Here is a 24,608-nt window from a genome sequence, read left to right as displayed (position 1 = left end):
GGATCAGATGTCCGGTCGCAATCTCAGGCGACGATGATGGCCATGGCCTCGCGGCGACGCACCGCGATGGTGATGTTGTCGACACGCACGGCGATCGGGTCGCGCCCGACCAGCCCTTCGTGCAGGACCTCGACCCGGGCGCCCTCGACGAAGCCAAGCTCGATCAGCCGGCTCTCGAGCTCGATGTCCGAGAGGGCCGAGCCCGCGTTGTTGGCGGAGAGGTGCTGAATGACGCCGGTATAGCCGCGCTGGGCCCGGCCCAGCCGCATCTCGCGGCGCGTATCATGGGTGTCGGTCATGCCCTGTATTTTCAACGCAGGGCATGGAGGTCAAGCGCGCACGCTCGCCTAAACTGCACCTTAGAGTGATTTTAAAGTGCAGATCACGAAGCCGTGGGCGGAGCGCCCCGGCGCTACTGGGCCGAGACCTTTTCCGGCTGGGCGGCCATGGCGCGGCTCTTGAAGTAGTCGAGCACGAACAGGCGGATCGCAGAGGACAGATTGCCCTGCTGGCGGCCGCCGTCGATTTCGCCGACGAGCTCGGACAGCGTCATGTTGCGCAAGCTCGAGATCTCCTTCATGCCGTTCCAGAACGCCTCTTCGAGGCTGACGCTGGTCTTGTGGCCGGCGACCACGATCGAACGCTTCACGACGGGCGACTTCATGGCTGCTCCTCGCGGTCGATCCGATGCTGGTCCAGGTGCGCCTTCGCCTGGTCCGCCTGCTTCTCCTCCGCCGATCGCTCCGCCTTCGTGCGACCGAACTTCGTTCGGTTGGCGTCCGCCTGCTTCGCCGAGGCTTCCCGCTCTGCGCGCTTCCTGAAACGATTCAGGTTGATGACGTTCCCCATGCCGCGTCTCCATCACCCAATCCTCCTCAGACAGGATGAAACATCCAGAAACCGGGCGCCGCGTTGCGCCCCATGAGACTTGATTGCCATTCGCTTGTCCTCGTCAATCGGCCTGTCGGCCATCAAACGATGAATTTCGCCCCGTCAAGGGCAGAGGACGCTTGCGTAGCACGCGTCCCCGTCGCCACATTGACGGTAATCAAATCCCGTCCTCTAAGCCTTATAATTATGAGCCTTTAGGCTCCGTATCATTACGGATGACTATCGGAATTCGGAATTCACCCGGGCCTCGTCATCTTCTCCGGCTGCACCAGGCGGTTGAATTCGTCGGCCGTGACGAAGCCGAGCCGCAGTGCCTCCTCCTTTAGCGTCGTGCCGTTGGCGTGCGCGGTCTTGGCGACCTTGGCTGCGTTGTCGTAGCCGATCTTCGGCGCGAGCGCGGTCACCAGCATCAGCGAACGCTCCATCAACTCCTTGATGTGCTTCTGGTCGGCGCGGATGCCGCTGACGCAATGCTCGGTGAATGAGCGCGCGGCGTCCGCCATCAGGCGGATCGAGTGCAGCATGTTGTAGGCGAGCACCGGCTTGTAGACATTGAGTTCGAAATGGCCCTGGCTGCCGGCGACGGTGATGGCGGTGTGATTGCCGAACACCTGGCAGCACACCATGGTCATCGCCTCGCATTGTGTCGGATTGACCTTGCCCGGCATGATCGATGAGCCCGGCTCGTTCTCCGGCAGGATCAATTCACCAAGGCCCGAGCGCGGACCCGATCCGAGCAGGCGGATGTCGTTGGCGATCTTGAACAGGCCTGTCGCGACGGAATTGATGGCGCCGTGCGTCAGCACATACGCATCATTGGAGGCCAGCGCCTCAAACTTGTTGGCGGCGCTGGTGAAGGGCAGTTTCGTGATCTTGGCGACTTGCTTGGCAAACAGCTTTGCGAAGCGCGGCTTGGAGTTGAGGCCGGTGCCGACGGCGGTGCCGCCCTGCGCCAGCGGGTAGAGGTCCTTCACTGCGACCTTGAGCCGCGCGATGCCGCTCTCGACCTGCGCGGCATAGCCAGAAAATTCCTGGCCAAGCGTCAGCGGCGTCGCATCCTGGGTGTGGGTGCGGCCGATCTTCACGATCTTCGCAAACTCCTTCTCCTTCTTGCGCAGTGCGCGGTGCAGCTCGCCGAGGCCGGGGACGAGATCGGCGGTGATGCGGCTTGCGGCCGCAATGTGCATCGCGGTCGGGAAGGAGTCGTTCGACGACTGGCTCATGTTGACGTGGTCGTTGGGATGCACCGGCTTCTTGCTGCCGAGCTCGCCGCCGAGCAACTCGTTGGCGCGGTTGGCGATGACCTCGTTGAGGTTCATGTTGCTCTGGGTGCCCGAGCCGGTCTGCCACACAACAAGCGGGAAATGGTCGTCGAGCTTGCCCTCGATGACCTCGTGCGCGGCGCGGATGATGGCATTGGCGCGGCGCTTGTCGAGCAGGCCGAGCTCGAGATTGGACTGTGCGGCCGCAAGCTTGACGATGCCGAGCGCATGCACCAGCGAGACCGGCATGCGATCGACGCCGATACGGAAATTCTGGCGCGAGCGTTCGGTCTGCGCCCCCCAATAACGATCGGCGGGGACGTCGATGGGGCCGAAACTATCGGTCTCGATGCGGGTCGCGGGGCGGGCGGTGTTCGCGCGGGCAGCTTTGGCCATGAGCACATCCATTCTGCCGCGCGAAACGCCGCGCGGCCTCTTGATGTGCTCTTCTATATAGGGAGTTTGGCAGGGCGCGATGGTCTCACGGCCAACCTGGATCATTTCTTGCGGAAACGATCGAGCCGCACGACTTCGGCGCCGCCCTGGTTCGGCGGGGTCGGCTCGTCCGCGGTCTCTGCCGTCTCGGCAGCAGGCGCGGGCACCGCGACGGCGGACGGGGCAGGGGTCGCCGGCAAATTCTCGCCCGCCACCTCGGCGACGTCGGACGTGTCGAACTGGAGGCCGAATTTCACGGACGGGTCGAGGAAGCTCTTGATGGCGCTGAACGGCACGATCAGCCGCTCGGGAATCCCGCCAAAGGACAGGCCGACCTCGAAACGGTCCTCGAGCACTGTCAGGTCCCAGAACTGGTGCTGGAGGATGATCGTCATCTCTTCTGGATACTGCGCCAGCAGCCGCGACGAGATCTTCACGCCCTCGGCCTTCGACACGAAGGTGATGAAGAAGTGGTGCTCGCCCGGCAGTCCATGGGACGCGGCGTCGGTCAGCACCTTGCGCAGCACGCCGCGCAACGCGTCGCGGGCCAGCACATCGTATCGGATATGATCGGTCGCCATGGTGGTCCTGTTGCATTCCAGGAGGCGGGCCCTGCAGGTCCGACTCGCCAAGCCGCAATAGTACCGCGCCTCACGGGTCAGCAGGAGTCCCCGCCGGGAAGGAAATCAGAGGTAAGTGGAGGCTTCTGTTGCCAGGTGCCTCCGAACCCCGCCTAACGGAGCTTAACCCGTTAGGACTTTAAGATGGTCTTTCAAACTGCGTTACGCAGCCTGAGCAACCGGAGCAAAGTTGTCGTTGGCAACTATTGCAGTAGCCCGATAACGGCGGAACAATACCGGGAAAAAGTTCGCCCTTTACGCCCTCGTCGATCCTATTTCGCCCCCGCCGAAGCCCGCTCTGGCTAGCCCGCTGTGGGCTTTGGTGGAGGCGCCGGGTACCGCCCCCGGGTCCGAATGGTTTATTGCGACGACCGTTTATTTCCATAGCCGGCGAACCGGCACCCCCAATATAGGGGGCAAAGGTTTCAAATAACAGGTGTTTCGAGCGGTCATGGCCAGGTTCCCTTTGGATAGGTTCCTGGTGGCCGTCCCTATGATCTTGGCCGCGCCGCCGACCGCGTTCTAAGCTCCTGACATGTCCACGGATTCAGCACCGGCCGCCCAAGAGCCAGATCAAGAGCCGGATCAAGGGCCGGATATCCCGGCCAAACACGCTCCTCCGCCCAGCCTGCTTGCGCTGTTCCTGGCGTTCGCCCGGATGTCGCTGGCCGGGTTCGGCGGGGTCCTGGTGTTTGCCCGGCACGCCATCGTCGACCAGCACCGTTGGATGACCGCGGACGAGTTCAACGAGACCTTTGCGCTCTGCCATTTCCTGCCGGGACCCAACATCGTCAACCTGTCGATGGTGTTCGGGTCGCGCGGCTGCGCGGCATCGCCGGCGGCGTCGCCGCCTTCACGGGGCTGTTGCTGCCGCCGACGCTGATCATGACCGTGCTCGCAATCATCTACGCGCGGTTCGGCGATGCGGAGGTGCTCCGCCGCATCCTCGCGGGTATTTCCTGCGCGGCGGTCGGTCTACTGATCGCGGTGGTGTTTCGCATGATGATGCCGCTGCTCAAGCGGATGGACGTCGTCGTACTCATCCTGATGATCGGCGTGTTCACAGCCATCGGCGTGTTTCGCTGGCCGCTTCAAGCGGTTCTGCTGGTCGCAATCCCGCTCAGCATCGGGACCACATATTTGATGCGACGGAAGGTAGCAGCATGAGCAGCGAGAACCCGATCTGGGCGCTGATCTCCACCTTTGGTCTAATGTCGCTGTTCGCGGTCGGCGGCGCGGCGGCCGCAGTGCCCGAGATGCACCGCATCGCGGTCGATGTGCACCACTGGATGACCGACAAGCAGTTCGCGGATGCCTATGCGATTGCGCAGCTCTCGCCAGGTCCCAACGTACTTATCGTGACGTTAATCGGCTATGCCGTGGCGGGCATTCCGGGCGCGATGGCGGCAACCTTGGCGATGTGCCTGGCGACGGCGCTGCTTGCCTATTATGTCAGCCGGCTCCTGAGCCGGCCAAGCCAATCGCGCTGGCCCGGCCTGATCCAGGCTGCACTGGTTCCGCTGTCGATCGGCTTGATGGCGGCGAGTGCCCTGATCCTGGCACGGTCGACCGATCGAACCATCGCTGCGCTGCTCCTGACCGCGGCGGTTGCAGTGATTGCCTCCGTCTCGCGCGTCAATCCGCTGTGGCTTCTGCTCGCAGGCGGGTTGTTGGGTTTTGCTGGCATTGTGTGATGAAAATCGCTAGGCAATGACCCGGGCGGGGATCCCTTCCAGCCGATTAGAACAACAGTGCTCGTGACTTACAGGTCGCGGAGGAGACATGCATGGCCGATACAATGGGCCACCCGGCGGCGACAGCCACAAGAAACACATCGGTGGCGATCGGCTTCTGCCTGTTGGCGCTCACGCCGCAGATTTTCGAATTTGTCTGGTCGATCGGGACGATCTTCGGCTGGGGTGCTGGGCGCGGTCCGGCCACGGTCCTGATCAGCCACGCTACGGCGCTCGTCGCGGGCGCTCCCGGTGCGGTGATCGGATCGATCGGGGGTGACACCAAGAAGACGTCATCCGATGTGCTGCTGGCGCTGATCTATTCCTATCCGCTGTTTGCAGTGGCGATCCTTACGATCTTCATGACGATCCGGTCGGCACAGGACTATGTCGGCGGGATCGTTCTGATGGCGCTCGCCCTGTTCGCGCTGTGGGCCTCCAGCGATTTGCAGGGGATGCGCGGCTTCTCCTTTGGCGCAGGCACGGCGCCTCGGATGTTCGGCGGGCTCCTCGTCGCGCTTGGCGCAGGCATCGCCCTGACGGGACTGCTGTCTGATGGACTGGCGATGGCGCATTATTCCTGGCGCGGGCCGCTGTTCGTGATGTGCGCGATTCTGTTCTTCGCCCTCGCGATCCGTCCGCTTGGGGTCGTGGTCTCGGCGTTCGTGAGCTTCATGATCGCAGCGCTCGGGTCGCATGAAACGCGCTGGGTGGAGGCGGCCATCGTCGGCGCCTGCCTGACGCTCGGCTGCGCACTTCTCTTCCCCTACGTGCTCGGGCTGCCGATGCCAATGTTCCCGCGCTTCCTGGTCCAGTGAGGCTGTAATGGATATTTTTGCAAACCTCGCTCACGGTTTTGTCGTTGCGCTCTCTCCGATCAACCTTCTGATGTGCCTGATCGGCGCGCTCGTCGGCACGCTGGTCGGCGTGCTGCCGGGCATCGGCACTATTGCGACCGTCGCGATGCTGCTGCCGATCACCTTCGGATTGCCGCCGGTCGGCGCGCTGATCATGCTCGCCGGCATCTATTACGGCGCCCAATATGGCGGCTCCACCACCTCGATCCTGGTCAACATACCAGGTGAAGCGACATCGGTCGTCACAGCCATCGACGGCCACCAGATGGCCAAGCAGGGGCGCGCCGGTCCGGCGCTCGCGATTGCCGCGATCGGCTCGTTCTTCGCCGGCTGCGTCGCGACCGTGCTCATCGCCGTGCTCGGCGCGCCGCTGACCAAGCTCGCGCTTGCATTCGGTCCGGCTGAGTACTTCTCGTTGATGGTGCTCGGCCTGATCTTTGCGGTCGTGCTGGCCAAGGGCTCGGTGCTGAAGGCGATCGCGATGATCGTGTTCGGCCTGCTGTTGTCGATGGTCGGCTCGGATATCGAGACCGGCGCCTCGCGCATGGCCTTCAATATTCCGGAGCTTGCCGACGGTCTCGGCTTCGCGACGGTGGCGATGGGCGTGTTCGGCTTTGCCGAGATCATCCGCAATCTCGACGCCGGCGCCGAGATGAACCGCGATCTCGTGCAGCAGAAGATCACCGGCCTGATGCCGACCAGGAAAGACCTGGTCGACTCGACGCCCGCGATCCTGCGCGGCACCGTGCTCGGCTCGATCCTCGGCATCCTGCCCGGCGGCGGTGCGGTCATCGCGTCGTTTGCGGCCTATACGCTCGAGAAGAAGCTCGCCAAGAACCCGTCGCGGTTCGGGCGCGGCGCGATCGAGGGCGTGGCAGCGCCGGAAAGCGCCAACAACGCAGCCGCCCAGACCTCCTTCATCCCGCTACTGACGCTTGGTATCCCGCCGAACGCGGTGATGGCGCTGATGGTGGGTGCGATGACCATTCATGGCATCGTGCCGGGGCCGCAGGTCATGCAGAAGCAGCCTGATCTGGTCTGGGGCATGATCGCCTCGATGTGGATCGGCAATCTGATGCTGATCATCATCAACCTGCCGCTGGTCGGAATCTGGGTCCGACTGCTGCGTGTGCCGTACCGGCTGATGTTCCCTTCGATCGTGATCTTCTGCGCGATCGGCATCTACTCGGTGAACAACGCGCCGGTCGACGTCATCTTGGCAGGTGTGTTCGGTCTCGTCGGCTATTGGCTGATCAAGCACGATTTCGAGCCGGCGCCGCTGCTGCTCGGCATGGTGCTCGGACCGCTGATGGAAGAGAACCTGCGCCGCGCATTGCTGATCTCGCGCGGTGACTGGAGCGTGTTCCTGACGCGTCCGCTCTCGGCGGTGCTGCTCGCGATCGCGGCGTTCCTTCTGATACTTACGGTGCTGCCTTTCTTGCGGGCCAAGCGCGACGAGGTGTTCACCGAATCCGAGAATTGATCGCGGGTGGGTGCGCGAGCCGCCAACTTAGCGAGCACAATCAAGCCGATAGACAAGGGGTGGGACGCCAGTTCCGCCCCTTGTGGTTTGGGCCGGGAACGCTCATTTTTCGGGGTATAGTGGCCGCGGACAGCGAATCGCCGCTGTCGCAGCGCGGGGGTGGCCGTTAAGTTCGCCGCCTCCCCAAAGGCTCATTGGCACATGCACCAGTATCAGGACCTGCTCGAGCGGATTCTTTCAGACGGCGCCGAGAAGACCGACCGGACCGGCACCGGCACGCTGTCGGTGTTCGGCCATCAGATGCGCTTCAATCTGTCCGCCGGCTTCCCAATGCTGACCACCAAGCGGCTGCCGCTGAAGGCGATCGTGCATGAGCTGCTGTGGTTCCTGAAGGGCGACACCAACATCAAGTACCTCAAGGACAACGGCGTCACCATCTGGGACGAGTGGGCCGACGCCAATGGCGATCTCGGCCCGGTCTATGGCCATCAATGGCGCTCCTGGCCGGCGCCGGACGGCCGCAGCATCGACCAGATCGCTGACGTCGTCGACATGATCAAGCGCAATCCGGACTCGCGCCGCCTGATCGTCTCGGCGTGGAATCCGGCCGAAGTCGACAAGATGGCGCTGCCGCCCTGTCATTGCCTGTTCCAGTTCTATGTCGCCAGCGGCAAGCTGTCGTGCCAGCTCTATCAGCGCTCGGCGGACGTATTCCTCGGCGTGCCCTTCAATATCGCGTCCTACGCGCTGCTCACCATGATGGTGGCGCAGGTCACCGGCCTGAAGCCCGGCGATTTCGTGCATTCGTTCGGCGACACCCATCTCTATTCCAACCATCTGGAGCAGGCGCGGCTGCAGCTCACGCGTGCGCCGCGCGCGCTGCCGGTGATGCGGATCAATCCCGACGTGAAGGACATCTTCTCCTTCCGTTACGAGGATTTCGAGCTCGTCGGCTACGATCCGCATCCGCATATCAAGGCGGAAGTCGCGGTTTAGCACCGATGTCGCTGAGCATTCGCCGCGCGCGTCCTGGCGAAGCCGGGCTTGTCCTCGATTTCGTCCGCGAGCTCGCCGTGTACGAAAAGCTCTCGCATGAGGTCGAGGCGACCGAAGCGATGATTGCGGTCGCCTTGTTCGGTAACGATCCACGGCTGTTTTGTGCGATTGCCGAGTGGAACGGCGAGCCCGTCGGCTTTGCGGTGTGGTTCCTGAATTTCTCGACCTTCAGCGGCCGCCACGGCATCTATCTCGAAGATTTATATGTGCGGCCGTCGCATCGGGGCAAAGGCATCGGCAAGGCGCTGCTGGTCTATCTGGCGAAGGAATGCGTCGACAATGGCTGGTCGCGCCTGCAATGGGCGGTGCTCGACTGGAACGCGCCGTCGATCGCGTTCTACAAATCGCTCGGCGCCGTGATGCTGGACGATTGGACGCTGTGTCGTGTCAGCGGTCCTGCACTGACGCGGCTTGCGGGGTCCTGATGGAGATCGTCTTCGTCGTCGCGATTGCGGAGAACGGCGTCATCGGTGCCGGCAACGCGATCCCGTGGCGATTGAAATCCGACATGGCGCGCTTCAAGGCGCTCACCATCGGCAAACCCGTGATCATGGGCCGCAAGACCTTTGAATCCCTGCCCGGGCGCCGGCCGCTGCGGGGCCGCACCAACATCGTGATCACGCGCGATGCGGACTACCGCGCCGCCGGCGCTGTCGTCACGACATCGGCCACGGACGCGGGCGCGGTTGCGCTTGGTGATGCCCTGCGGCGTTCGGTCGCCGAGATCGCGGTGATCGGCGGCGCCGAGATCTACCGGCAATGGCTCGATCGCGCTGACCGCCTCGAGATCACGGAAGTGCATGCGCGGCCCGACGGCGACACGCATTTTAGGATCGACAGGGCGCAGTGGGACGAAACGAGCCGCGTCCGCCATCCGGCCGGACCGGACGACAGCGCCGACTTCTCCTATGTGACATATCGTCGGCGGCCGTCCTATTAACTGCATTCGCCAATGTTTACATTGACTTTTCCGCCCCCGAGCATAGCTCGTGGGTCGGTCAGGCTTGCGTTGTAAGGGCCCTTTCGGTCCCCTATAAAGCCGGACCGGACAATGCGGGCCGGCTTAAGTTCTAGTCCCGGTCTGCCGAGGAGAGCGTCGAATGCCGTGGAAGAATCAGGGCGGTGGCCCGTGGGGCTCGGGTCCGAAGGGACCATGGGGCTCAGGCCCGCAACCCGTCGGGCCGAGGCCGCCGGATCTGGAGGACCTTCTGCGGCGCGGCCAGGACCGGCTGCAGCAGATCATGCCCGGTGGCTATTTCTCCGGCATAGGCATCACGCTGATCCTGCTGATCATCATCGCACTCTGGCTGTTGTCGGGCTTCTTCCGCGTGCAGTCTGAAGAGCAGGGAGTCGTGCTGCGCTTCGGCAAGCATGTGCGCACCGTGGATCCGGGCCTGAACTATCATCTGCCCTATCCGATCGAGACCGTGCTGCTGCCGAAGGCTCTGCGCGTGTCCACCATTTCCATCGGCATGACCCTGATCGACGATCCGGCCCGCCGCGGCCGCTCGATCCGTGACGTGCCGGAAGAGAGCCTGATGCTGACCGGCGACGAGAACATCGTCGATGTCGACTTCACCGTGCTGTGGCGCATCAAGCCCAACGGCGTCGGCAACTTCCTGTTCAACATCCAAAACCCCGAGGGCACCGTGAAGGCGGTCGCCGAAAGCGCGATGCGCGAGGTGATCGGCCGCTCTGACATCCAGCCGATCCTGACCGGGGCGCGGACGCAGACCGAAACCACCGTGCAGGATTTGATGCAGAAGACGCTCGATGGCTACGGCGCCGGCATCCAGATCACCCAGGTGCAGATGCAGAAGGTCGATCCGCCGGCGCAGGTGATCGATGCGTTCCGCGACGTGCAGGCGGCGCGCGCCAACCTCGAGCAGTTGCAGAACGAAGCGCAGACCTATGCCAACAAGATCGTGCCGGAAGCGCGCGGCAACGCGGCGCGGATCCTGCAGGCCGCCGAAGGCTACAAGGAGCAGGCGGTCGCCGAGGCCAAGGGCCAGAGCTCGCGCTTCCTGAAGGTGTATGAGGAATACAAGAAGGCGCCCGACGTGACGCGTGAACGGATCTATCTGGAGACCATGGAGCGCGTGCTCGGCGGATCGGACAAGCTGATCTACGACGGAAGCTCCTCGGGCCAGGGCGTCGTGCCCTATCTGCCGCTGAATGAATTGTCGGCCAAGAGGCCGACGACGACAGGCCAGCAGCCGAGCGGAGGCACAAGATGAGGTCTCCGGTTACAGGCATCGTTGCGCTGCTTGCGGCGCTTCTGGTCGTGATTGTCGGCTACATGTCGTTGTTCACGGTGCAGCAGACCGAGCAGACCATCGTGCTGCAATTCGGCAAGCCGGTGGACGTCGTCACCGATCCCGGGCTGCACTTCAAGGCGCCCTGGAACTCCGTGATCAACATCGACAAGCGGATCCTCGATCTCGAGAACCCGTCGCAGGAGGTCATTGCCTCCGACCAGAAGCGGCTCGTGGTCGACGCCTTTGCGCGCTACCGCATCAAGGACGCGCTACGCTTCTACCAGAGCGTCGGCTCGATCCAGGCCGCGAACCTCCAGCTCACCTCGCTGTTGAACGCGGCGTTGCGCCGCGTGCTCGGTGAGGTCAACTTCATCGCCGTAGTGCGTGATGAGCGCGAGAGGCTGATGGGGCGCATCCGCGAGCAGCTCGACCACGAGGCCGGCGGTTACGGTATCGAGGTCGTCGACGTCCGCATTCGCCGTGCCGACCTGCCGGAGCAGAACAGCCAGGCGGTGTACGACCGGATGAAGTCCGAGCGTCAGCGGGAAGCGGCCGAATTCCGTGCACAGGGCGGCCAGAAGGCGCAGGAGATCCGCTCCAAGGCCGACCGTGATGTGACGGTGATTATTGCCGAAGCCAACTCGCAGGCCGAGCAGACGCGCGGCGTGGGTGACGCCGAGCGCAACCGTCTCTTTGCCGAAGCCTATGGCAAGGATGCTGACTTCTTCGCGTTCTACCGGTCGATGACGGCCTACGAGACCGGGCTGAAGAAGGACGACACCCGCTTCCTGCTGCGGCCGGACTCGGATTTCTTCCGGTATTTTGGTAACCCGTCCGGCAAGACGGCGACCGAGACGCCGGCGAAACCGTAAGCTAGACAAGGACGGCAGGTTTGGCCGCCCTTCGTCCAGACAAGAACAGCACCACGGGAGGTTCCAATCCGATGAGGTCCATTGCGTTCGCCGACTTCCTCATCGGCTTAGGCATTCTGTTCGTGCTGGAAGGCTTGATGTTCGCGGCCAGTCCAAACTGGATGCGCAAGGCCATGAAGAGCGCCATTGCCACGCCGGACAATATCCTGCGGGCGGTCGGGATCGGCTCGGCCGTCGCCGGCCTGATCCTGATCTGGGTGATGCGACGCCCGATCTAGCTGTCGCGCCAACGCCAAAGTGAAGGCGAGAGGCGGGTTTTCGCCGTATTATCCGGATCTTGAAACCCGTTAAGCTCCGCGCTTGCGCCGTGCCCCCGTTCGAGCGCAGTCTTGAGGCCGAATCCTATTCTCTGGAGATTACAATGACCGCAGCCATCATTGCCCAGACCCGCTTGCGCTTAGGGCTGGCGGCGCTCGCCGTCGGCGCTTTCGGCGTGTTCGGCTCGCCGGCGCATGCGCGCGGACCGGAGGGCATCGCCGACGTCGCCGAAAAGGTGATCGACGCGGTCGTCAACATCTCGACCTCGCAAACCGTCGAGGCCAAGGGCGGCGGCAGCAACACCATGCCGCAATTGCCGCCCGGCTCGCCCTTCGAGGAATTCTTCGACGACTTCTTCAAGAACCGCAAAGGTCCCGGCGGCGGCAGCAAGGGCGGCGATAACGGCGCCGGCCCGCCGCGCAAGACCAACTCGCTCGGAAGCGGCTTCATCATCGACACCTCCGGCGTCGTGGTGACCAACAACCACGTCATCGCGGATGCAGACGAGATCAACGTCATCCTCAACGACGGCACCAAGATCAAGGCCGAGCTGGTCGGCGTCGACAAGAAGACCGACCTCGCCGTCTTGAAGTTCAAGCCGTCGAAGCCGCTCGTCTCGGTGAAGTTCGGCGACTCGGACAAGCTGCGTTTGGGTGACTGGGTGGTCGCGATCGGCAACCCCTTCAGCCTCGGCGGCACGGTGACCGCGGGCATCGTCTCGGCCAAGAACCGCGACATCTCCTCGGGCCCCTATGACAGCTACATCCAGACCGACGCCGCCATCAACCGCGGCAATTCCGGCGGCCCGCTGTTCAACCTCGAAGGCGACGTCATCGGCGTCAACACCCTGATCATCTCGCCCTCCGGCGGCTCGATCGGCATCGGCTTCGCCGTGCCGTCGAAGACGGTCGCGGGCGTCGTCGACCAGCTCCGCCAGTTCGGCGAATTGCGCCGCGGCTGGCTTGGCGTGCGCATCCAGGGCGTCACCGACGAGATCGCCGAGAGCTTGAACATCAAGCCGGCGCGCGGCGCGCTGGTGGCCGGCATCGACGACAAGGGCCCGGCCAAGCCGGCCGGCATCGAACCGGGCGACGTCGTCGTCAAGTTCGACGGCAAGGACGTCAAGGATCCGAAGGACCTGTCTCGCGTCGTCGCCGACACCGCGGTCGGCAAGGAGGTCGACGTCGTCATCATCCGCAAGGGCGAGGAGCAGACCAAGAAGGTCACGCTCGGTCGCCTGCAGGATCCCGAAAAGGTGCAGGCCGCTGTCAAGACCGACGAGCCGCCGCCTGAGAAGCTGGTGACGCAGAAGGCGCTCGGCCTCGATCTCGCCGTGCTGAACAAGGATCTGCGCACGCGTTACAAGATCAAGGACACCGTCAAGGGCGTGGTCGTCACCAATGTCGACGCCAGTTCGGACGCCGCCGAGAAGCGGCTCTCCGCCGGCGACGTCATCGTCGAAGTCGCGCAGGAAGCAGTCGCTAGCGGCGCCGACATCCAGAAGCGCGTGGACCAGCTCAAGAAGGACGGCAAGAAGTCCGTGCTGCTGCTGGTCTCGAATGGTGACGGCGAGCTGCGGTTTGTGGCGCTGAGCGTGCAGTAAGGGACGTTCTTAGCCCCACACTCACTGTCATGCCCCGGCTTGACCGGGGCCCAGCACGCCGCGGCTTCTCGGTTCAAGCACTGCCGCCTCTGGAATACTGGATCACCCGCTTTTCGCGGGTGATGACAGCGGAGAGGAGGCTACCCCTCTACGAATTCGTCCCGCCGATACCCCTGCGCATAAAGCAGCGCTGTGAGATCGCCATGGTCGATCCGCGCAGCCGCCGCTGCCGCCACCGCCGGCTTCGCGTGATACGCCACGCCCAGCCCCGCCGCCTGGATCATCGCGAGGTCGTTGGCGCCGTCGCCGACGACGACCGAGTCAACGTCATCGAGATCGAACGATTCCATCAGGTCCACCAGCGTCGCCAGCTTGGCCGCGCGGCCCAGGATCGGCTCCTTCACCTCGCCGGTGAACTTGCTGTCGCGCACGACGAGCTCGTTGGCGCGGTTCTCCTGGAAGCCGAGTTTGGCGGCGACTGCGCGCGTGAACAGGGTGAAGCCGCCGGAGACGAGGCAGGTATAGGCGCCGTGGGCGCGCATGGTCGCGACCAATTCGCGGCCGCCCGGGGTGAGCGTAATGCGCTTGGCCAGCACCTCGTCGACGACGCTGGCGGGGAGATCCTTCAGCAGCGCGACGCGCTCGCGCAGCGCCGGCTCGAACTCGATCTCGCCACGCATCGCGCGTTCAGTGATGGTCGCTACATGAGCCTTCATCCCGACGAGATCGGCGAGCTCGTCAATGCATTCCTGACCAATCATGGTGGAATCCATATCGGCGAGAAAAAGCTTCTTGCGCCGGAAGCCGACTGGCTGCACGACAATGTCGATGGGCAGGTCACCGCGGATCTCGCGCAACCGCTCTTCGATGGCGTGACGGTCGCCTGCGAGGTTACTGTCGGCGCCGAAGGGAATGTCAACCGCAACCCCGTCGAACAGCCAGTGCGCGGGTGTTGCTTGTGGCAGCACGGCGCGAGCGCCGTCGACGATGGTGGAATCGAGCGCGGGATTGGCGGGATTGCAGATCAGCGTGGCGACGAGGGACATTTGAGGTTTTCGTGAGCGAGAGGCATTCGAGCAAGGCCGTGCTTATCGCAGGCCCGACCGCCAGCGGCAAGTCGGCGCTGGCGTTGGAGCTCGCGCAGAGCGTGGGCGGCATCGTCATCAATGCCGATTCCATGCAGGTCTATCGCGACCTCAGCGTCATCACCGCGCGCCCCACGCCTGATGAGGAGGCGCGCGTTCCGCATCGCCTCTATGGCCACGTCGATGCGGCCGTGAATTTTTCGGCGGGCGCCTGGGTTGCCGATGCGGCGAAGATGCTGGAAGAAGCGAAGGCCGAGGGTCGGCTGCCGATCTTCATCGGCGGCACCGGGCTGTATTTCAAGGCGTTGACGGCGGGTCTTTCCGTGGTGCCGCCGATCCTCGCCGAAGTGCGCGAGGGCGTCCGCGCGCGGCTGGAGCGGAACGGCGTCGAGGCGCTGCATGCGGAACTCGCGCGTCGCGACCCGCGTGCGGCCGAACGATTGAACCTGCGCGACCGCACGAGAATTGCGCGCGCGCTGGAAGTGGTCGAGGCGACCGGGCGCTCGCTGCTCGACTGGCACCACGAGGGCCAGCCACCGCTGCTGCCAAAGGACAGTTTTCGCGCGGTGTTTCTCGCGCCCGAACGCGACGAGCTCTATGCGCGCATCGATGCCCGTTTCGACGCCATGCTGGGCGCGGGCGCCCTGACCGAGGTCGAGCAGCTTGCTGCCCGCAACCTCGATCCGCTGCTGCCGGCCATGAAGGCCCACGGCGTGCCAGCCCTGATCCGGCATCTGCGCGGTGAGCTCAGCCTGGAGGAGGCCGCCACGATCGGCCGCGCCGACACCCGCCACTACGCCAAGCGCCAATTCACCTGGTTCCGGCACCAGCTTCCCGAATTCGAGTGGGTGAAGCCGGCGGAGGCCAAGGGATGGCTCACGGGCGCCGCTAACGCGGCCCGGACCCCCCGCTGACGTGCTTTTGTCCTCCGGTTCCCGATTTTACCTCTCGCCGAACTCCGGGAACACCGCTACACTGCCAAAATCGCGTTGGAATGGCCACATTGCCTTGACATCCGGGCTTTGGCCGCTATGTTTCGCGCAACCTTTGGGAAGCTGAGCGCCTGCCATGCGTAACATTATTACCAAACTCCTTATCGCCGTCGTACCCAGGCACACCGCCGGGGGTGGCTAGCTGCCATCCACATGACAGGCGGTGTGCAGGGTCCCTCTCGGGGCCTTTTTTATTTCCCGAATCCGACACGAACGAAGCCGCTGACAACAGCGCATCCGGAGCAAGCCAATGAGCGACAAGAGCCACGATCCGAACCAGATGACCGGCGCCGCGATGATCGTCCGTGCGCTCATCGATCACGGCGTGACCGACATTTTCGGCTATCCCGGCGGCGCGGTGCTTCCGATCTACGACGAGATTTTTCAGCAGAGCGAGGTCCAGCACATCCTGGTCCGCCACGAGCAGGGCGCGGGCCACGCCGCCGAGGGCTACGCGCGCTCGACCGGCAAGCCCGGCGTTGCGCTGGTGACCTCCGGTCCGGGCGCCACCAACATGGTGACGCCGCTGACCGACGCGTTGATGGATTCGATCCCGCTGGTCTGCATCTCCGGCCAGGTGCCGACGCATCTGATCGGCAATGACGCGTTCCAGGAATGCGACACCGTCGGCATCACGCGCCCCTGCACCAAGCACAATTGGCTGGTGCGCGACGTCAACGATCTCGCCAAGGTGCTGCACGAAGCTTTCTACGTTGCGACCACGGGCCGTCCGGGCCCGGTGCTGGTCGACGTTCCCAAGGACGTGCAGTTCGCGACCGGCACCTATCATCCGCCGCGCAAGTCCGACGTGCACCGCTCCTATGCGCCGCGCGTGAAGGGCGATGCGACGCAGATCCGCAAGGCCGTGGCACTGCTCGCCAATGCGAAACGCCCTGTGATCTATAGCGGCGGCGGCGTGATCAATTCCGGTCCTGAGGCGACCAAGCTGCTGCGCGAGCTGGTCGAGATCACCGGTTTTCCGATCACCTCGACGCTGATGGGCCTGGGTGCGTATCCGGCGTCCGGCAAGAACTGGCTCGGCATGCTCGGCATGCACGGCACCTACGAAGCCAACATGACCATGCATGATTGCGACGTCATGCTGTGCGTCGGCGCGCGCTTCGACGACCGCATCACCGGTCGCGTCGATGCGTTCTCGCCGAATTCGAAGAAGATCCACATCGACATCGACCCGTCCTCGATCAACAAGAACATCCGTGTCGACGTGCCGATCATCGGCGACTGCGGCAACATCCTCGGCGACATCCTCCAGGTGTTCAAGGCGGAGGCGAAGAAGCCCGACATCAAGACCTGGTGGCAGCAGATCGCGCAGTGGCGCGCCCGCAACTCGCTCTATTACAAGAAGAGCAACGACGTCATCCTGCCTCAGCACGCGATCCAGAGCCTGTTCGAAGCGACGCGCGGCAAGGATACCTACATCACGACCGAGGTCGGCCAGCACCAGATGTGGGCGGCCCAGTTCTACGGCTTCGAGGAGCCGCATCGCTGGATGACGTCGGGCGGTCTCGGCACCATGGGTTACGGCCTGCCGGCCGCGGTCGGCGTGCAGGTGGCCCATCCCGACAGCCTCGTCATCGACATCGCGGGCGATGCCTCGGTGCAGATGACGATGCAGGAGATGTCGACGGCGGTTCAGTACGAGCTGCCGATCAAGATCTTCATCCTGAACAACCAGTACATGGGCATGGTGCGCCAGTGGCAGCAGCTGCTCCACGGCAACCGGCTGTCGCATTCCTATTCCGAAGCGCTGCCCGATTTCGTCAAGCTCGCGGAGGCCTATGGCGGCGTTGGCATCCAGGTGCACAAGCCTGGCGATCTCGACGGAGCCATCCAGGAGATGATCTCGGTCAAGCGCCCCGTGCTGTTCGACTGCCGTGTCGCCGCGCTGGAAAACTGCTTCCCGATGATCCCCTCCGGGAAGGCACACAACGAGATGCTGCTGCCGGAGCAGGCCAACGACGAGGCGACGGCAAAAGCGTTCGCTGGCGGCAAGGCGCTGGTGTGACGTCATGTTCGACCTGACGGAGCTCGAGCGCGCACATGCGATCGTGAGGCAGGCGGTGCCGGCAACGCCGGCACGCGGCTGGCCGTTACTCGCTGGGCGCCTCGGCACCGAGGTCGTGGTCAAGCACGAGAACCACACGCCAATCGGCGCCTTCAAGGTGCGCGGAGGCCTCGTCTATCTCGACCGGCTGAAGCGCGAGCAGCCGAACACGCCCGGCATCATTTCAGCAACGCGCGGCAATCATGGCCAGAGCCTGGCCTTTGCCGCTGGTCGTCACGGCGTTCCCGCCGTGATCTACGTGCCGCGCGGCAACTCGGTCGAGAAGAACCGCGCGATGAAGGCCTTTGGCGCCGAGCTGGTCGAGTACGGCGAGGATTTTCAGGCCGCACGCGAGGAGGCCGAGCGTCGCGCGCAGTTCGCCGGACTCCACATGGTGCCGTCATTCCACCCCGACCTCGTGCTGGGTGTCGCGACCTACGCGCTCGAGCTGTTCAGGGCCGCGCCGGATCTCGACGTGCTCTATGTGCCGATCGGGCAGGGCTCCGGCATCTGCGGCTGCATCATGGCGCGTGATCTGCTGGGCCTGAAGACCGAGATCGTCGGCGTGCAGTCGACGGAAGCGCCGTCCTACGCGCTGTCGTTCGCGGCAGGCAAGATCGTGACGACCGAAACTGCCAATACGCTCGCCGACGGCATGGCGACGCGTATCCCCGACGAGGATGCGCTCGGGCTGATCCGCAAGGGTGCCTCGCGCATCGTAGAGGTCAGCGACGGTGAGGTCGCTACGGCGATCCGTGCCTACTGGACCGATACGCACAATCTCGCCGAGGGCGCTGGCGCTGCTGCGCTCGCCGCGGCGCTGCAAGAAAAGAGCACGCTGAAGGGCAAGCGCGTCGGTCTGGTGCTGTCCGGCGGCAATATCGATTTCGATCTGTTCCGCCGTTGGGTCGGGATGGCGTGAGGCAGAGACAAGAGGGGACGATCATGAACCAGCCCGCATCCGCCTACTTCATCGAGGACCGTCACGATCCCAACGAGACGCACACGCTCGCGGTGCTCGTGCAGAACGAGCCCGGCGTGCTCGCGCGCGTCATCGGCCTGTTCTCGGGGCGCGGCTACAACATCGAGAGTCTCACGGTCTCGGAGACCGAAGCGCAGAAGCATCTCTCGCGCATCACCATCGTCACCACGGGTACGCCGATGGTGATCCAGCAGATCAAGCATCAGCTCGACCGCATGATTCCGGTCTACCAGGTCGTCGACATGACCCAGACCCGCCGTTCGATCGAGCGCGAGCTCGCGATGGTGAAGGTGCGCGGGCAGGGCGAGCATCGCGTCGAGGCGCTGCGGCTGGCGGATGCCTTCCGCGCCCGCGTGATCGATGCCACCACCGAGAGCTTCGTGTTCGAGATCACAGGCAATACGGACAAGATCAACCAGTTTATCGACCTGATGCGCCCGCTCGGTCTTGTCGAGGTGTCGCGCACCGGTGTTGCCGCGATCGGTCGCGGGCCTGAAGGGATGTGAGCCATGCTGGCGCGCGACTGGTACTATAATGAGCGGAACCGGATGGGCATCGGGCCCGCTGTGGCGTCGATCTACGACTCTCACGACGACGCCGATCTGCGCGCGCGCGCCGCATTGAAAATGCTCGGGCTCCAGCGCGGCTGGCGCATCGCCGACATCGGCTGCGGCAACGGCGTTCTCGCCACCGAAGCCGCACTGATGGGCGCCGAGGTCGACGCCATCGACATTTCGCCGGCGATGCTGGCGCTCGCCGAGATCTATGCGCGCGACCGCAAGGCGCCCGTGCGCATGCAGTCCGCCGGCCTGCTTTCATTTGCCTACCGGCCCGAGTCCTATGATTTGATCGTCAGCGAGTTCACGCTGCATCATCTGCCGGATTTCTGGAAAGCGGTGGCGATGTCGCGGATCTTTCGTGCGCTGAAGCCCGGTGCGACCTTTTACTTGCGCGACATTGTCTACGCGTCGATGCCCGATGCGATCGAGCGCGACGTCGAGCAATGGGCCGACTATCACATCAAGAACCACGATTTCTCGCACGAGAGCGTGGTGACGCATATGCGTGACGAATACTCAACTTTCGGCTGGGTGATGGAGCGGATGCTGACCGATGTCGGCTTCACGCTGATCTCGGCGGACTATCACGAGCCGATGCACGGCACTTATCTCTTGCACAAACCGAAGGCCGGCGAACAGGGCTAGAAACAAGCAGGGCTGCACGACAGGGCAGAACCGGAAACAACAATGAAGCCGGCCGACATCCTCATCGCCCTCATCGTGGCGATCATCTGGGGGCTTGCCTTTGTGGCGAGCCGGATCGCGCTCGACGAGTTTTCGCCGGAGCTGATGACGGCGATGCGTTTCGGCATCGCGGCTGTGCCATGCCTGTTCGTTCCCAAGCCGAAGGTCGCCTGGTCGCTGCTGATCGCGATCAGTTTTACGCTGTTCCTCGGCCAGTTCCTGAGTCAGGCCTACGGCATCGCCCATGGTGTGCCAGTGGGGCTGACCTCCGTCGTCGTGCAGAGCCAGGCGCTGTTCACGATCGGCTTCGCGGCGCTCGTCTTCGGCGAGCGCCCGGCGCCGGTGCAGACGCTAGGCATCGTCATCGCAGCCATCGGGCTGCTGATGATCTGCGGCACTGTCGGCTATGATTTCAGCGTCGGCGCCTTTGCGGTGCTGATGATCGCTCCGATCTGCTTTGCCGTCGGCAATCTGCTGCTGCGCGGTGCTCGCGGCGCACCGATGTTCGACCTGTTCGCCTGGCTCTGCCTCACCGCCGCGGTGCCGTTGTTCGCACTTGCGCTCGTCGTGAACGGGCCGGCGCCGACCTTCCAGTCGCTGATGCACATGTCGCTGACGGGCCTGATCTGCCTGATCGTGATTGGCGCGATCTCGACCAGCATTGCCTATTGGCTGTGGGGGCGGCTGCTGCGTGATTATCCCGCCGCGCAAGTGGTGCCGTTTGCGCTGCTGGTGCCGTTCGTCGGCTCGGCGGCGTCCAGCGTCGTGTTCGGCGAACGGTTCGGGCCGCTGCGCCTCGCGGGCATGCTGACCGTGATCGGCGGCATCGCGGTGATGGTGCTGGTCAAGCGGCCGCAGCCGCTTGCGAAGACAACGTGAGGTGAATATGGCCCACTCGCTCTTCTATGCCTTCCTCGCCTTCATGGTGGTGATGTACTTCACCCCTGGGCCGAACAACATCATGCTGTTGGCTTCGGGGCTGACCTATGGCTTCCGGCGCACCATTCCCCACATCGCCGGCATCGTCATCGGCTTCGCCTTCATGGTCGCCGCCGTCGGTCTCGGGCTCGGTACCGTCTTCCTGGCGTACCCGATTCTCCAGACCATCCTGAAATATGCCGGTGCGGCCTACCTCATCTATCTTGCCGCCGTAATCGCTATGTCGGGCCCGACCAAGCCGGGCAAGGGAGACGGCCGCGGCCCGATGACCTTCTGGGGCGCGGCCATGTTCCAGTGGATCAACGCCAAGGGCTGGGTGATCGTGATCGGCACCATCACGGCTTACGCGGCGATCGCCCAGTTCCCGATCAACATCGCGATCCAGACCCTGATCAGCCTCTTGGTCGGCACGGTCTCGACCGTGGTCTGGGCTTTCTTCGGCACTGCACTACGACCGGTGCTGACCTCGGAGCGGCTGGTCCGCGCCTTCAATATCCTGATGGCGCTCCTGCTGCTCGCCTCCCTCTACCCCGTTTTCATGGATGCATGATGTGGCGGATTTCCATGCAGAAACGGGTTTCCCTAAGGGGCCGAAATGCTCTAGACAGCCCCCGAAATTCGCAAATTTCACCCTTCGGACACTGACTATCGGCCGATTCTGGCCCTGAACGAGGAAACGACTATGCGTGTTTATTACGATCGCGACGCCGACCTGAACCTGATCAAGGGCAAGAAGGTCGCCATCGTCGGCTATGGCAGCCAGGGCCACGCCCATGCGCTCAACCTCAAGGACTCCGGCGTCAAGGAAGTCGCCATTGCGCTGCGCAAGGACTCGGGCTCGGTCAAGAAGGCGGAAGCCGCCGGCTTCAAGGTGATGGAAGTTGCTGACGCCGCCAAATGGGCCGACCTCGTTATGATGCTGACCCCGGACGAGCTCCAGGGCGACATCTATCGCGAGCATCTGCACGAGAACATGAAGAAGGGCGCTGCTCTCGTGTTCGCGCACGGCCTCAACGTGCACTTCAACCTGCTCGACCCGCGCGCCGACCTCGACGTGCTGATGATCGCGCCGAAGGGCCCTGGCCACACCGTGCGTTCGGAGTATCAGCGCGGCGGTGGCGTGCCCTGCCTGATCGCGATCGCCAAGGACGTCTCGGGCAACGCCCATGACCTCGGCTTGTCCTACGCCTCCGCTGTCGGCGGTGGCCGCGCCGGCATCATCGAGACCACCTTCAAGGAAGAGTGCGAGACCGACCTGTTCGGCGAGCAGGTCGTGCTCTGCGGCGGCCTGGTCGAGCTGATCAAGGGCGGCTACGAGACCCTGGTCGAAGCCGGCTACGCCCCGGAGATGGCCTATTTCGAGTGTCTGCACGAAGTGAAACTGATCGTCGACCTGATCTATGAAGGCGGCATCGCCAACATGAACTACTCGATCTCCAACACCGCGGAGTACGGCGAGTACGTCACCGGTCCGCGCATCGTCACCGCCGAGACCAAGGCCGAGATGAAGCGCGTTCTCGCCGACATCCAGGGCGGCAAGTTCGCCCGCGACTGGATGCTCGAGAACAAGGTCAACCAGACCTCGTTCAAGGCGACCCGCGCCAAGCTCGCCCAGCACCCGATCGAGGAAGTCGGCGCCAAGCTGCGCGACATGATGCCCTGGATCAAGAAGGGCGCGCTGGTCGACAAGTCGAAGAACTGACGGCTACGCCGTCATTTCCGGGGGCGCGAAGCGCAACCCGGAATCTCGACCGACGATCTCTGGATTCCGGGTTCGCGACTTCGTCGCGTCCCGGAATGGCGAGTGAAGCAAAGCTTCGCTCGCCAAACCAAATCTTAAACCTTCGCGATTATATCTGAGCGAGATCGCAACAGCGGTCTCGCTCTTTTCATCTCGCGCGAAGCATTGCTGCTTCATTCAAATTCTTCGCGGGTTCAAGTGCTCTCTGAGAGCCAAGAACTGACGCTTAAACCACATTCTTGGGCACGCGTCGTTTCTCAGGACTTTTCCAGAACTCGGAATCGCCAAAAGCGCTGTGTCCTCAGAGTCTAGGACTCGGCTTTTCATCCGCGCTCTCAGCGTACAATCAATCGCAGTTTGCGGCATTCGCGCATTGCATCATCTTAAGAACCGACACCTGCTGCGCCTTCTTGGAGCGCGGTGCGGCCTCGAAAAGGATCGGCGGTGCGCGGCTTGAGAACCTGATGGCATTGCGTTGGCGCGGCCTCCCTCTACACTGATCGTGGGGCAAAAAGGGGGAAGGACCATGCGATCTGTCGTCGTCACCGGCGCATCCACCGGCATTGGCTGGGCCATTGCGAAATTTCTGATCGGACGCGGCTATCGCGTCTTTGGCAGCGTCCGCAAGCAGGCCGATGCCGACCGGCTGGCGGGTGAGTTCGGCCAAAACTTCACGCCGTTGCTGTTCGACGTCACCGACGAGGCCGCCGTGCTGGCGGCCGCGCGCCAGGTGCGCGAGGCGCTGGGCGGCGAGACGCTCGCTGGTCTCGTCAACAATGCCGGCGTTGCCGTCGCTGGCCCCGTGCTCGAATTGTCGGCGGATGATTTTCGCCGCCAGATGGACATCAACGTCATCGGCCCGGTAATCGCGACGCAGGCGTTCGGGCCGCTGCTCGGCGCTGACCCGTCGCTGAAAGGGCCAAAGGGGCGGATCGTGATGATCAGCTCGGTCGCCGGCAAGAACGGCAATCCGCTGTCGGCGCCCTATTGCACCTCCAAGCATGCGATCGAAGGCCTGTCAGAGAGCCTGCGCCGCGAGCTGATGCTGTTCGGCATCGACGTCATCATCGTCGCGCCCGGCGCGGTGAAGACGCCGATCTGGAGCAAGGCCGAGCAGTTCGACCTGTCGGTCTACCAGAACTCGCCCTATCTCCCGGCGCTCAACAAGGTCATGGCGTTCATGATGAAGCTCGGTGAGACCGGGCTGCCGGCCGAGCGGATCGCCGAGGTCGTCTTCGAGGCGCTTACGGCGGCAAATCCCAAGGTGCGCTACCAGATCACGCCGGACTGGCTTCGACACTTCATGACCACTGCGCTGCCCAAGCGCACGGTCGACCGCATCATCGCCAAGCGGCTCGGGCTGCTGCCGCAGGGCTGATCGGCGTTCAGCCCACCTCGGCCGTCCGTTGGCGGGGGTGGGCGGCCATCGCGATCAGCCGCAGCGCCATCACGGCGACCAGCGGAATAAGGAACGCCGCGTAGCCAGGCATGGCCGGCACGCGCTTGCCGAACGACACCATGAACTGGAACCAGAGGTAATAGCCGCCAACACGATGCAGTGCGCGCCAGGTGCGGGGACCGACCAGCGCCGCCGTGCGATCGAACGAGGTCGCGCTCATGGCGATGATCGCGGCATAGCCGATGCCGCCGAAGATGTAGGAGGCCGGCGAGGTGGCCCCGGCAAAGCCGGCCGGGTCCATTTTCGCGAATACGACGATCGCTACCGCATGGATGACGTGTGAGGCGGCAAAGCTCAAACCAAGATAGCGGCGGTTGCGCCGCTGCCAGCGCGTCCAGGCGTTTGGCCAGAGCCGTGCCAGCGCTGCGGCACTGAAGGCCAGGCAGAACAGCAGCAGCGAGCTGCGCGCCGTGAAGCGGATCACCATGCGCACGCCCTCGACCTCGAACTGCCGCATCGAGGCAATCCAAAGGCTCAGGATGATCAGGTAGAGCGTGAGGGCGGCGAGCAGCCGCCAGCCTACGAACCAGCTTTGACGTGGCGACATGGTGGTTTCCTTCATTATGTAATCAGCGATTACATTTCGGTGTGGCAAGAACGTCAATTGTGTAATCGCTGCTTACATTCACGTTCGGGTGATGCTAGAAGGCGCCATGCCTGCCCGTCAGACGTCCAAGCCTCAGAGCTCCAAGCCCCGGGGCTCCAAGTCTCAG

The 24,608-nt window shown here is 63.8% G+C and carries 26 protein-coding genes, 1 other RNA gene and 1 pseudogene; 20 read left to right on the top strand and 8 right to left on the bottom strand.

Going from position 1 to position 24,608, the window contains the following annotated elements; all coding sequences use genetic code 11:
* Positions 1–23 precede the first annotated feature (23 nt).
* The 6 genes from JJC00_RS29410 to ssrA form a co-directional block, all read right to left on the bottom strand.
* The gene (locus JJC00_RS29410; RefSeq protein WP_200469322.1) at positions 24–299 is read right to left on the bottom strand and encodes a FeoA family protein; all 276 of its coding nucleotides are present in this window, start codon (positions 297–299) and stop codon (positions 24–26) included.
* Positions 300–412: 113 nt separating this feature from the next.
* The gene (locus JJC00_RS29405; protein WP_200469321.1) at positions 413–664 is read right to left on the bottom strand and encodes a ribbon-helix-helix domain-containing protein; all 252 of its coding nucleotides are present in this window, start codon (positions 662–664) and stop codon (positions 413–415) included.
* Positions 661–849 (bottom strand): DUF4169 family protein, encoded by a 189-nt coding sequence (locus JJC00_RS29400; RefSeq protein WP_200469320.1) that lies wholly within the window; start codon positions 847–849, stop codon positions 661–663. The genes JJC00_RS29405 and JJC00_RS29400 overlap by 4 nt, the downstream gene beginning before the upstream one ends.
* A 278-nt stretch (positions 850–1,127) precedes the next feature.
* Positions 1,128–2,561: a class II fumarate hydratase gene (fumC, locus tag JJC00_RS29395; RefSeq protein WP_200469319.1), complete on the bottom strand. Its 1,434-nt coding sequence runs from the start codon at positions 2,559–2,561 to the stop codon at positions 1,128–1,130.
* A gap of 89 nt (positions 2,562–2,650) precedes the next feature.
* Positions 2,651–3,169 carry an SspB family protein gene (locus JJC00_RS29390; RefSeq protein WP_200469318.1) on the bottom strand — a complete coding sequence of 173 codons (519 nt, stop codon included), beginning with the start codon at positions 3,167–3,169 and terminating at the stop codon, positions 2,651–2,653.
* A 114-nt stretch (positions 3,170–3,283) separates the two neighbouring features.
* Positions 3,284–3,647: a transfer-messenger RNA gene (gene ssrA, locus JJC00_RS29385) on the bottom strand.
* A 96-nt stretch (positions 3,648–3,743) separates the two neighbouring features.
* Between ssrA and JJC00_RS29380 the strand changes: the two are divergent.
* The 11 genes and pseudogenes from JJC00_RS29380 to JJC00_RS29330 all read left to right on the top strand — a co-directional run bounded on the left by JJC00_RS29380 (position 3,744) and on the right by JJC00_RS29330 (position 13,388).
* Positions 3,744–4,375: pseudogene (locus JJC00_RS29380) on the top strand (chromate transporter).
* Positions 4,372–4,902, top strand: a complete 531-nt coding sequence (locus tag JJC00_RS29375) for a chromate transporter (RefSeq protein WP_200469317.1) — start codon at positions 4,372–4,374, stop codon at positions 4,900–4,902. Before JJC00_RS29380 ends, JJC00_RS29375 begins: the two are co-directional and overlap by 4 nt.
* Before the next feature lie 92 nt (positions 4,903–4,994).
* Positions 4,995–5,759: a tripartite tricarboxylate transporter TctB family protein gene (locus JJC00_RS29370; RefSeq protein ID WP_200469316.1), complete on the top strand. Its 765-nt coding sequence runs from the start codon at positions 4,995–4,997 to the stop codon at positions 5,757–5,759.
* 7 nt (positions 5,760–5,766) lie between these two features.
* Positions 5,767–7,281, top strand: coding sequence for a tripartite tricarboxylate transporter permease (locus tag JJC00_RS29365; protein ID WP_200469315.1), 1,515 nt, complete (start codon positions 5,767–5,769; stop codon positions 7,279–7,281).
* A gap of 201 nt (positions 7,282–7,482) precedes the next feature.
* Positions 7,483–8,277 (top strand): thymidylate synthase, encoded by a 795-nt coding sequence (locus JJC00_RS29360; RefSeq protein ID WP_200469314.1) that lies wholly within the window; start codon positions 7,483–7,485, stop codon positions 8,275–8,277.
* 5 nt (positions 8,278–8,282) lie between these two features.
* Positions 8,283–8,762: a GNAT family N-acetyltransferase gene (locus JJC00_RS29355; RefSeq protein ID WP_200469313.1), complete on the top strand. Its 480-nt coding sequence runs from the start codon at positions 8,283–8,285 to the stop codon at positions 8,760–8,762.
* Positions 8,762–9,277 (top strand): dihydrofolate reductase, encoded by a 516-nt coding sequence (locus JJC00_RS29350; protein ID WP_200469312.1) that lies wholly within the window; start codon positions 8,762–8,764, stop codon positions 9,275–9,277. The genes JJC00_RS29355 and JJC00_RS29350 overlap by 1 nt, the downstream gene beginning before the upstream one ends.
* 160 nt (positions 9,278–9,437) lie before the next feature.
* A complete protein-coding gene (gene hflK / locus JJC00_RS29345; protein ID WP_200469311.1) occupies positions 9,438–10,574 on the top strand; it encodes an FtsH protease activity modulator HflK in 1,137 nt (378 codons plus the stop codon).
* Positions 10,571–11,467 carry a protease modulator HflC gene (gene hflC, locus JJC00_RS29340; RefSeq protein WP_200469310.1) on the top strand — a complete coding sequence of 299 codons (897 nt, stop codon included), beginning with the start codon at positions 10,571–10,573 and terminating at the stop codon, positions 11,465–11,467. Before hflK ends, hflC begins: the two co-directional genes overlap by 4 nt.
* Positions 11,468–11,538: 71 nt before the next feature.
* Positions 11,539–11,745 carry a DUF2065 domain-containing protein gene (locus JJC00_RS29335; RefSeq protein WP_057747247.1) on the top strand — a complete coding sequence of 69 codons (207 nt, stop codon included), beginning with the start codon at positions 11,539–11,541 and terminating at the stop codon, positions 11,743–11,745.
* Positions 11,746–11,888: 143 nt separating this feature from the next.
* Complete coding sequence (locus JJC00_RS29330; protein ID WP_200469309.1) at positions 11,889–13,388, top strand: Do family serine endopeptidase; 1,500 nt, start codon at positions 11,889–11,891, stop codon at positions 13,386–13,388.
* A gap of 140 nt (positions 13,389–13,528) precedes the next feature.
* Here the strand turns inward: JJC00_RS29330 and serB are convergent, their stop codons facing one another.
* Positions 13,529–14,434 carry a phosphoserine phosphatase SerB gene (gene serB, locus JJC00_RS29325; protein ID WP_200469308.1) on the bottom strand — a complete coding sequence of 302 codons (906 nt, stop codon included), beginning with the start codon at positions 14,432–14,434 and terminating at the stop codon, positions 13,529–13,531.
* Between the two features lie 11 nt (positions 14,435–14,445).
* On the opposite strand from serB, the gene miaA reads away from it, so the two are divergent.
* The 9 genes from miaA (at position 14,446) to JJC00_RS29280 (ending at position 23,814) form a co-directional block, all read left to right on the top strand.
* Positions 14,446–15,387 carry a tRNA (adenosine(37)-N6)-dimethylallyltransferase MiaA gene (gene miaA / locus JJC00_RS29320; protein WP_200469307.1) on the top strand — a complete coding sequence of 314 codons (942 nt, stop codon included), beginning with the start codon at positions 14,446–14,448 and terminating at the stop codon, positions 15,385–15,387.
* Between the two features lie 328 nt (positions 15,388–15,715).
* The gene (locus tag JJC00_RS29315) at positions 15,716–17,491 is read left to right on the top strand and encodes an acetolactate synthase 3 large subunit (protein ID WP_200469306.1); all 1,776 of its coding nucleotides are present in this window, start codon (positions 15,716–15,718) and stop codon (positions 17,489–17,491) included.
* Between the two features lie 4 nt (positions 17,492–17,495).
* Positions 17,496–18,452 carry a threonine dehydratase gene (locus JJC00_RS29310; protein WP_200469305.1) on the top strand — a complete coding sequence of 319 codons (957 nt, stop codon included), beginning with the start codon at positions 17,496–17,498 and terminating at the stop codon, positions 18,450–18,452.
* Between the two features lie 23 nt (positions 18,453–18,475).
* The gene (gene ilvN / locus JJC00_RS29305; protein WP_200469304.1) at positions 18,476–19,018 is read left to right on the top strand and encodes an acetolactate synthase small subunit; all 543 of its coding nucleotides are present in this window, start codon (positions 18,476–18,478) and stop codon (positions 19,016–19,018) included.
* Positions 19,019–19,021: 3 nt separating this feature from the next.
* On the top strand, positions 19,022–19,717 hold the full coding sequence (locus tag JJC00_RS29300) for a class I SAM-dependent methyltransferase (RefSeq protein WP_200469303.1): 696 nt from the start codon (positions 19,022–19,024) through the stop codon (positions 19,715–19,717).
* Positions 19,718–19,759: 42 nt separating this feature from the next.
* On the top strand, positions 19,760–20,635 hold the full coding sequence (locus tag JJC00_RS29295) for an EamA family transporter (RefSeq protein ID WP_200469302.1): 876 nt from the start codon (positions 19,760–19,762) through the stop codon (positions 20,633–20,635).
* A gap of 7 nt (positions 20,636–20,642) precedes the next feature.
* A complete protein-coding gene (locus JJC00_RS29290; protein ID WP_200469301.1) occupies positions 20,643–21,245 on the top strand; it encodes a LysE family translocator in 603 nt (200 codons plus the stop codon).
* A 132-nt stretch (positions 21,246–21,377) separates the two neighbouring features.
* Positions 21,378–22,397 carry a ketol-acid reductoisomerase gene (gene ilvC, locus JJC00_RS29285; protein ID WP_200469300.1) on the top strand — a complete coding sequence of 340 codons (1,020 nt, stop codon included), beginning with the start codon at positions 21,378–21,380 and terminating at the stop codon, positions 22,395–22,397.
* A gap of 565 nt (positions 22,398–22,962) precedes the next feature.
* Positions 22,963–23,814 (top strand): SDR family oxidoreductase, encoded by an 852-nt coding sequence (locus JJC00_RS29280; RefSeq protein WP_200469299.1) that lies wholly within the window; start codon positions 22,963–22,965, stop codon positions 23,812–23,814.
* A gap of 7 nt (positions 23,815–23,821) precedes the next feature.
* Here JJC00_RS29280 and JJC00_RS29275 read toward each other — a convergent pair whose 3' ends face one another.
* Entirely contained in the window at positions 23,822–24,442 is a 621-nt protein-coding gene (locus tag JJC00_RS29275) for a ferric reductase-like transmembrane domain-containing protein (RefSeq protein ID WP_200469298.1), read from the bottom strand.
* Positions 24,443–24,608 lie beyond the last annotated feature (166 nt).

The sequence above is a fragment of the Bradyrhizobium diazoefficiens genome (genome assembly GCF_016616885.1).
GTDB lineage: Bacteria > Pseudomonadota > Alphaproteobacteria > Rhizobiales > Xanthobacteraceae > Bradyrhizobium > Bradyrhizobium diazoefficiens_F.
The sequence above is the reverse complement of the archived record's forward strand: the minus strand, read 5'-3'. Positions and strand labels throughout refer to the sequence as shown.

What these genes read in the sequence shown, in the direction of transcription:
- JJC00_RS29300 (WP_200469303.1), top strand. Translation starts at nt 19,022, where the DNA reads ATGCTGGCGCGCGACTGGTACTATAATGAGCGGAACCGGATGGGCATC.
- JJC00_RS29275 (WP_200469298.1), bottom strand. Translation starts at nt 24,442, where the DNA reads ATGTCGCCACGTCAAAGCTGGTTCGTAGGCTGGCGGCTGCTCGCCGCC.
- JJC00_RS29280 (WP_200469299.1), top strand. Translation starts at nt 22,963, where the DNA reads ATGCGATCTGTCGTCGTCACCGGCGCATCCACCGGCATTGGCTGGGCC.
- fumC (WP_200469319.1), bottom strand. Translation starts at nt 2,561, where the DNA reads ATGGATGTGCTCATGGCCAAAGCTGCCCGCGCGAACACCGCCCGCCCC.
- JJC00_RS29365 (WP_200469315.1), top strand. Translation starts at nt 5,767, where the DNA reads ATGGATATTTTTGCAAACCTCGCTCACGGTTTTGTCGTTGCGCTCTCT.
- JJC00_RS29405 (WP_200469321.1), bottom strand. Translation starts at nt 664, where the DNA reads ATGAAGTCGCCCGTCGTGAAGCGTTCGATCGTGGTCGCCGGCCACAAG.
- JJC00_RS29390 (WP_200469318.1), bottom strand. Translation starts at nt 3,169, where the DNA reads ATGGCGACCGATCATATCCGATACGATGTGCTGGCCCGCGACGCGTTG.
- ilvN (WP_200469304.1), top strand. Translation starts at nt 18,476, where the DNA reads ATGAACCAGCCCGCATCCGCCTACTTCATCGAGGACCGTCACGATCCC.
- hflK (WP_200469311.1), top strand. Translation starts at nt 9,438, where the DNA reads ATGCCGTGGAAGAATCAGGGCGGTGGCCCGTGGGGCTCGGGTCCGAAG.
- JJC00_RS29360 (WP_200469314.1), top strand. Translation starts at nt 7,483, where the DNA reads ATGCACCAGTATCAGGACCTGCTCGAGCGGATTCTTTCAGACGGCGCC.
- JJC00_RS29335 (WP_057747247.1), top strand. Translation starts at nt 11,539, where the DNA reads ATGAGGTCCATTGCGTTCGCCGACTTCCTCATCGGCTTAGGCATTCTG.
- JJC00_RS29370 (WP_200469316.1), top strand. Translation starts at nt 4,995, where the DNA reads ATGGCCGATACAATGGGCCACCCGGCGGCGACAGCCACAAGAAACACA.
- JJC00_RS29400 (WP_200469320.1), bottom strand. Translation starts at nt 849, where the DNA reads ATGGGGAACGTCATCAACCTGAATCGTTTCAGGAAGCGCGCAGAGCGG.
- JJC00_RS29350 (WP_200469312.1), top strand. Translation starts at nt 8,762, where the DNA reads ATGGAGATCGTCTTCGTCGTCGCGATTGCGGAGAACGGCGTCATCGGT.
- serB (WP_200469308.1), bottom strand. Translation starts at nt 14,434, where the DNA reads ATGTCCCTCGTCGCCACGCTGATCTGCAATCCCGCCAATCCCGCGCTC.
- JJC00_RS29290 (WP_200469301.1), top strand. Translation starts at nt 20,643, where the DNA reads ATGGCCCACTCGCTCTTCTATGCCTTCCTCGCCTTCATGGTGGTGATG.
- ilvC (WP_200469300.1), top strand. Translation starts at nt 21,378, where the DNA reads ATGCGTGTTTATTACGATCGCGACGCCGACCTGAACCTGATCAAGGGC.
- JJC00_RS29355 (WP_200469313.1), top strand. Translation starts at nt 8,283, where the DNA reads ATGTCGCTGAGCATTCGCCGCGCGCGTCCTGGCGAAGCCGGGCTTGTC.
- JJC00_RS29330 (WP_200469309.1), top strand. Translation starts at nt 11,889, where the DNA reads ATGACCGCAGCCATCATTGCCCAGACCCGCTTGCGCTTAGGGCTGGCG.
- JJC00_RS29295 (WP_200469302.1), top strand. Translation starts at nt 19,760, where the DNA reads ATGAAGCCGGCCGACATCCTCATCGCCCTCATCGTGGCGATCATCTGG.
- JJC00_RS29315 (WP_200469306.1), top strand. Translation starts at nt 15,716, where the DNA reads ATGAGCGACAAGAGCCACGATCCGAACCAGATGACCGGCGCCGCGATG.
- JJC00_RS29310 (WP_200469305.1), top strand. Translation starts at nt 17,496, where the DNA reads ATGTTCGACCTGACGGAGCTCGAGCGCGCACATGCGATCGTGAGGCAG.
- hflC (WP_200469310.1), top strand. Translation starts at nt 10,571, where the DNA reads ATGAGGTCTCCGGTTACAGGCATCGTTGCGCTGCTTGCGGCGCTTCTG.
- JJC00_RS29410 (WP_200469322.1), bottom strand. Translation starts at nt 299, where the DNA reads ATGACCGACACCCATGATACGCGCCGCGAGATGCGGCTGGGCCGGGCC.
- JJC00_RS29375 (WP_200469317.1), top strand. Translation starts at nt 4,372, where the DNA reads ATGAGCAGCGAGAACCCGATCTGGGCGCTGATCTCCACCTTTGGTCTA.